Source organism: Alterirhizorhabdus solaris (assembly GCF_007785815.1).
GTDB lineage: Bacteria > Pseudomonadota > Alphaproteobacteria > Sphingomonadales > Sphingomonadaceae > Alterirhizorhabdus > Alterirhizorhabdus solaris.
On sequence record NZ_VNIM01000150.1, the window covers coordinates 1 to 6654 of the forward strand.

At 67.1% G+C, this 6654-nt stretch carries 4 protein-coding genes and 1 pseudogene; 3 read left to right on the forward strand and 2 right to left on the reverse strand.

Annotated elements, in window-relative coordinates; genetic code table 11:
* The coding region (locus FOY91_RS20140) for a M20/M25/M40 family metallo-hydrolase (RefSeq protein ID WP_145155697.1) at positions 1 to 1083 on the forward strand (1083 nt) is incomplete at its 5' end.
* 229 nt (positions 1084 to 1312) lie between these two features.
* Here the strand turns inward: FOY91_RS20140 and FOY91_RS20145 are convergent.
* Together FOY91_RS20145 and FOY91_RS20150 are read right to left on the reverse strand one after the other, a co-directional pair.
* Positions 1313 to 2593 carry a glycoside hydrolase family 130 protein gene (locus FOY91_RS20145; RefSeq protein WP_145155699.1) on the reverse strand — a complete coding sequence of 427 codons (1281 nt, stop codon included), beginning with the start codon at positions 2591 to 2593 and terminating at the stop codon, positions 1313 to 1315.
* A gap of 27 nt (positions 2594 to 2620) precedes the next feature.
* Positions 2621 to 4906 (reverse strand): glycosyltransferase family 4 protein, encoded by a 2286-nt coding sequence (locus tag FOY91_RS20150; RefSeq protein ID WP_145155701.1) that lies wholly within the window; start codon positions 4904 to 4906, stop codon positions 2621 to 2623.
* A 259-nt stretch (positions 4907 to 5165) separates the two neighbouring features.
* On the opposite strand from FOY91_RS20150, the gene FOY91_RS20155 reads away from it, so the two are divergent.
* Together FOY91_RS20155 and FOY91_RS20160 are read left to right on the forward strand one after the other, a co-directional pair.
* On the forward strand, positions 5166 to 5411 hold the full coding sequence (locus tag FOY91_RS20155; RefSeq protein ID WP_145155703.1) for a hypothetical protein: 246 nt from the start codon (positions 5166 to 5168) through the stop codon (positions 5409 to 5411).
* Positions 5412 to 5715: 304 nt separating this feature from the next.
* Positions 5716 to 6654, forward strand: a pseudogene (locus FOY91_RS20160) (CHAT domain-containing protein); the annotation flags it as partial.

The following is a 6654-nucleotide window of genomic DNA, read 5'->3' on the forward strand; positions in this document are numbered from 1 at the left end:
GCGCCCTTCCCCCAGAGACTGACGCTCACCGCGCTCGGCGCGAGCGGCGCGACCCCGGTCGACGGGCTGACGGCCGAGGCCATCGGCTTCCCGAGCCTCGCCGCGCTCGATGCCGCCCCCGACGCGGCGGTGCGCGGGCGGATCGTGTTCGTATGGCACCGCATGGGCCCGACGCAGGACGGATCGAGCTACGGCCCGTTCGGTGATGTGCGGCGGAACGGCCCGTCACTGGCGGCGCGCAAGGGGGCGGCGGCGATCGTCATCCGCTCGATCGGCACCGGACCGGCACGGATGCCGCACACCGGCCAGACGAACTGGGCGAAGGACGTGGTCCCGATCCCCGCCGCCGCCCTGGCGCTGCCCGACTCGGATCAGCTCGAACGCCTGCTCTCGCGGGGCCAGCCGGTGCGGATGCGGCTGACGCTAACCCCGCGCGACGCGGGCATCCGCCAGTCCGGCAACGTGATCGCCGAGATACCGGGCCGCGACCCGAAGGCGGGCATCGTGCTGGTCGGCGGACATCTCGACAGCTGGGATCTGGGCACCGGCGCGATCGACGATGCCGCCGGGCTGGCCATCACGACTGCCGCCGCGAAAGCGGTCGCGGCGGGCGGACGGCCAAGGCGGACGATCCGCGTCGTGTGGTTCGGCGCCGAGGAGGTCGGCGGGCTTGGCGGGGATGCCTATCGCGATCGCCACAAGGGCGAACGACACGTCTTCGCCAGCGAGGCGGACTTCGGCGCGGACCGGGTCTGGCGTTTCGACACGCACGTCGGCAAGCCGGACGCGCCGCTGGTGAAGCGGATCGCGGAGGCGCTGCTGCCGCTGGGTGTGACGTATGGCGACAACGCGGCCCACGCCGGCACCGACGTGGCCCCGATCGTGACGGCGAACAACGTGCCGACGATCGGCCTGCGGCAGGACGGCACGCGCTACTTCGAACTGCACCACACGCCCGACGACACGCTCGACAAGATCGACCGGGCGCAGTTCGCCCAGGCGGAGGCGGCGTGGACAGCGATGTTGACGATCGTGGCGAATGCGCCGGAAGAACTGGATCCGCCGGTCGGGGTTATGCGGTAGGGCGTGTTTCTGTCAGGTGGGCGTGATCGAGGGGGGCGCCTGTCCGGCCGTGAACGATCTGCGGAGACAAAGTCAGATCGGTCCACGATCGTTCGTCGCCAGCGTGCCTTTGACGTGTGAGTACTGGCCTGATCGATCCAAGCGACCACCCCGAGCGAAGTCGAGACGCGCGCGTCGCAGCCCTCGACTTCGCCCGGGGTATGGGGCGTGAGATGCAGCCCCGTTCGGGTCAGCGCATCTCCGCCAGCAGATCCTTGATGTTGACGAAGCCGAACGCCACCGAGCTGTCCGCCACGCCATAAGGCACGAACAGCCGGTCGCCATGCTTCAGCGCGCCGCAGGTATAGACGACGTTGGGGACGTAACCCTCGCGGTCCTCGTTGGCGGCGGACAGGATCGGCTGGGTGGTCCGGCCGAGCACCTTGGAGGGATCGTCCTTGTCCAGCAGCGCCGCGCCGATCGAATATTTGCGCATCGCGCCCACGCCGTGGGTCAGCATCAGCCAGCCTTCGTCCAGCTCCACCGGCGATCCGCAATTGCCCATCTGCACCTGTTCCCATGGATAGCGCGGCTTGAGCAGCAGTTCGCCCTCGCCCCAGCTATCGAGATCACCGGAGCGGATGAGGAAAACGTTCTCCCCATCCTGCCGGCCGAGCATGTAATAGTCGCCGCCGATCCGGCGGGGGAACAGCGCCATGCCCTTGTTGCGTGCCGCCGACCCGCTGAGCGGCGCCAGCACGAAGCTGCGGAAGTCGCGCGTGCGCATCAGTTCGGAACGGATCGTCGCGCCATTATAGGCGGTATAGGTGCCGATCCACTCAGTCGTGCCGTCGTCGTGGGTGAACTCGACGAGGCGGAGATCCTCCAGCCCCTTGCTCTGCGCCGAGGTCATCGGGAACAGCACGGTGCCGGACAGCGAGCTGTCGCGGTGGCGATGCACCTCCACCGCGCCGCGCGGCAGTTCCACCGCGGTATCGGCAGCGGTGGCGAACGGCGGCTCGGGCATCAGTTCGAACGCCGCATCGGGACCGAGGATGCCCTCGCGGAAGGCCACCGAGGAGATATGGCCCTCGCCCACCGCGCGCAGCGACATCACGATCCGTACCGCCCCTTGCGACAGACCGCTCTGGTCTGGCGCGGCGACGATGCTGGGGTTCATCAGGGCAGCGGCGGCGTAGCTGTATTCGTGGCAGAAGAATGCCCCGATCAGCTGCTTGCGCTCCTCGCTAAGATTGGTGTCATCCAGCCCGAGCGCCACCTTGATCGCGCCGTAGCGGGTCATGAACACCGCCCGCGTCTGCCAGTGACGCGCCTCGAAGTCGCGAAGCACCAGTTCCAGTTCGGCATGGGCGCTGGCGTCGTCCATTTCCAGCACCGCATCCACGATGCGGCGGACCCGGCCGGGGCCGCCCGTTTTCGGGTCGGCCTCGATGGGAATGTGGAAGGGACGTACGACGACCCGCGCCGGATCCGCCTGCAATCGCAGCGGGCAATGAATCACATCGAACAAAAGCTGCCCACCCCCTTGTAGCAAGACTCAACGGTAGCGCAGGTCACCCGGCGCGTCACGTGTGCCGCCGACACTATTCGCCTTCCCCAGCAGGCGCGCCATGCCGCAGCAGGCGAACTGGAACGCGAGAACCGATTCCGCCCCGCGATTGAGGTTCACCCGATCGCTCATCAGCCCATCGAAGCAGTCGCCCTCCTCCGGCGCCGAGATCGGCAGGCCGATGTCGTTGGCGCCGCCGTACCAGCGATACGCGACCCAGGCGGTATCCACCCAGCGCCGGTCGCCGGTGACGGCATAGGCCGTTGCAGCGGCGTCGATCGTCGCCCATGCTTCCAGCGGCTGCTGGTCGAACGGCAGCGGGGCGGCGAACGGAATGCCGAAGCTGTCGGTGCCGATCGCGCGGAACTGACCTTCGGCATTGCGCTGCATGCCGTCCAGCCAGTCGAGGGTGGCAAGGCCATCACCCAGCATCGTCTCGTCGCCTAGCCGCTTGCCGGCCTTGATGAGCGCCTGTGGCACGCGGGCGTTGTCGTAGCTCAGCACCGTCTCGAACCAGACCCAGTCCGGCCGGCGCGCCGCCGCCAGCTGCCGGACAAGGCGCGCGGCGAGGTTAGCGACCAGCCGCCGTGCCGGGGCGTGACCGGGATGCGCATCGAGCACCGCATCGGCACCGAGCAGGGCGAACGCCCAGGCACGCAGGCTGCCGAGCGCCTCGGCGTGCGGCGCTACCTGATCGAACAGATGCAGCGCCCAGCGGCGCATGTCTGCCGAACGGGCCTCCGATACGGTGACACCGATCGACCAGAGCGAGCGACCGAAGCTGTCCTCCGACCCTTCGCTCTCCAGCCAACCGCGATCGAATCCCATGAAGTTGCGGAAGCGGCCGATATCCCCGTTCCATGCATGCTGCACGAACGAGGCATAGACGGTCGCCAGAACGTCGGCCCGTGCCATGTCGTCGCCGTCATACTGATGCATCAGCATCAACGCGCGGCAATTGTCGTCCACGCAATAGCCGTGGTCGCGATCCGGGACCGCAAAGATCGAGTGCTGGATGATGCCGCAACCGTCGGTCAGCCGCTCGACCCCGTCGAGCCGGGCGCGGGCGGGGGCGACGGGTTCACGCTCGCTTCGCTTAAGACGCACCGGGCGTCTGGCGATCGCATCCTCGCAGATCGCGAGATAGGCGGCGGCGAGACGCGGCCAGATCATGCTGCGACCGATCGCATAGGCGCGCTCGCGCATCCGTTCCATCCGCGCGCGGTCGTCGAGCAGGCCGTTGATCGCGGTGACGAACGCCGGGCTTTCGCCGAACGGCACGATGATGCCGACATCGTCCGCGAGCAGCTCGGTCGCGTGCCAGTACGGGGTGGAAACCACCGGCTTGCCCAGCGCCACCGCATAGGAGAGCGTACCCGACGTGATCTGCGCCTCGTTGAGATACGGCGTCACATACACGTCGGCCGCCGCAAGATAGTCGAGCAGCAGTTCCTGTTCGAGGAAGCCGTCGATGAAGCGGACGTTGTCGGCGACGCCCCGGTCCGCCGCGAGGGCGATCAACCGCTCGCGATACGCCTCGCCCTCGCGCGCCACCAGATGAGGATGGGTCGCGCCCAACACGACGTAAAGCGCCTGCGGATGCGTGGCGACGATGTCGGGCAGGGCCTCGATCACCGTTTCGATACCCTTGTTGGGCGAAAGCAGGCCGAAGGTGAGCAGCACGTCATGCCCGTCGAAACCGAACCGGGCCTTGTGCTCGCCGGTCGGCAGCAGCGGGCGATCGGGCACGCCGTGCGGCACGACGGCGATCATGTCGCTGGCGACGCCGTTGACCCGCTCGAGGATCTCGCGGCCCTTCTCGGCCATCACGATCAGCTTGGAGGCACGACGGGCAAGTGCATCGAGTACCGCGCGCTGCCCGGAATTGGGCGCCTCCAGAACGGTATGCAGCGTCACGACCACCGGCGCGGACACGCGGTCGAGCAGGCGAAGCAGATGCACGCCGGAGTCACCGCCGAAGATGCCATATTCATGCTGCACGATCACGACGTCGGCGCCGCTGGCGTTGATCCGGTGGGCGGCAGCGCGATAATCGGCCAAGTCGTCCTGTGCGATCGTGCAGCAGACGGTCGCCGGATAGGCGTGCGTCGTGCCCGGATCTTCCATGGCATAGACGTCGACCGACACATCGGGGAAGGCCGCAGTCAGCGCGGCGTGCACGTCGAAGGTAAAGGTTGCGATGCCGCAGAGACGTGGCGGATAGTTACCGATGAGGGCGACACGCTTTATTGTTCCGGTCTTGCCACCAATCATGGACTCTTCCTCATATCTGAATCTGTACGCCCGTAATTGCTCCACCGGCTAGTTCCGTGGCACCAAAGCGTCGTTCGGAAAAATCAACGTTTGATGACGGTTATGGTTGCGCCAGACGTTGTGCGACGCAACACAATTCGACCTGAATGACCCGTGTGTCACCTAATATTCACGTTGACGGAGTGGGCCGGCACGCTATGGGGAGATTCTGGGACGGCATTCGGGCCGCGCCCGTTATGAATTTATTGGAGCTGCTCGAATGAAGAAGCTGAGCCTCGTTCTCGTCGCGACCGGCCTGCTTGCCCTGTCCGCCTGCAACAAAACCCCGGCCGAGCAGGTCGTGGACAATGCAGCAGACAACGCATCCGAGCAGATCGAGAACGCTGCCGATTCGCTCGAAGCGGCAGCCGACAACGCCACCAACGAGGCGACCGAAGCTTCGCTCGAGAACGCTGCGGACAACCTGCACGACGCCGCCGACAACGTCGGTGAGAACCACATGTGATCCCACTCCGTCGCTTCGGCGACGGAACGGTCGATTGAACGGGCGTCGCGACATGGTCGCGGCGCCCGTTTTCTTTGTGGTGCGATGGTTTCGATCGTTAATTCAGCGGTAACGACGGATCGGGCGGCAGATGTGCCGCTGTCGATACGCTCAGGCCCAAGTTAATGCTTCGACCACCGCCGCCGCTGTTGTAGTCTGTGACGATTCGAGGGGTTGGGCGCGCCCCGTCGAACCGTGACTGTTGAGCGGGGGCGACTGACGGACGAGAGATCCGCCTGCCCACGCGACAAGGTGGGAGACGATCGTGCGTCAGTATCCGGGGTTTCGTCTGGTCCTAGCCGCGACCGTCGCGTTGCCCCTCGCCGCGCCCGTCGCGGCGCAGGAGATACGCCCCAGCCTCCAGAACAGCTTCCGGCTCGGCAGCGGCGGCAGTTCGTTGTGCCAGGTGCAGTCGCGATCGGTCGATCCCGCGATCAAGGGCATGTTCGATCGCGCCTATGCCATCGTGTGCCGCGATGCCGCCACGCCGATCGGGCGCATCTATGCGCTTCGCCGAAACGCCGGCGACGATCCCGTCGCGCGCCTCGCCGCGTTGCGCGGTGCCGGCACGGCGTGTGAGGCGGCGGCCGCGGCGACGGTGCCCGATCTGGCGGGTGCCACGCTGGCGCAGTGCCGGCTGACCACCGGCGACGTGCCGTACCATGCCTATGCGTTTACTCGTGGCCGCACGACCTATGCCGCCGAGGGGCTGGCCGGCTACGACGGGGCGTTGCAACTCGGCCTGCGAACTATCGTGGCCGACCGGATCCTGCCCGGCGACATCGAGGTGGCGACCACCGGCAGTGGCGATCCGGCGGCATTCGCGCGCGTGCAGGCGGGCAGCCTCGATATCGATCAGGCGCTGGCCGAGGGTTATCGCCGCAACAACAGCGGCAGCTACGCCGAGGCCGCCGAATTCTTCGACACGCTGCTGCAACGGGCGGAAGGCGGCACTTCGGGGTCGGTCAACCAGCGCCAGCTCGGCGAATATGTCATCAACCGGGCGTTGCAGAAATCGAACCTCGGCGATTTCGCGGAGGCCGACGCGCTGTTCGCGCAGGCCGCCCGCATCCCCACCGCCGATCCGGTGCAACTGCGGCTGCGGCGCAATTTCCACGTGCTTCACCTGCTCAACCAGCGGTTGCTGCCCGATGCCGTGGCCGAACTCGCCGCCCCCCTGCCGACGCAGGAAGGAGGCATGCCC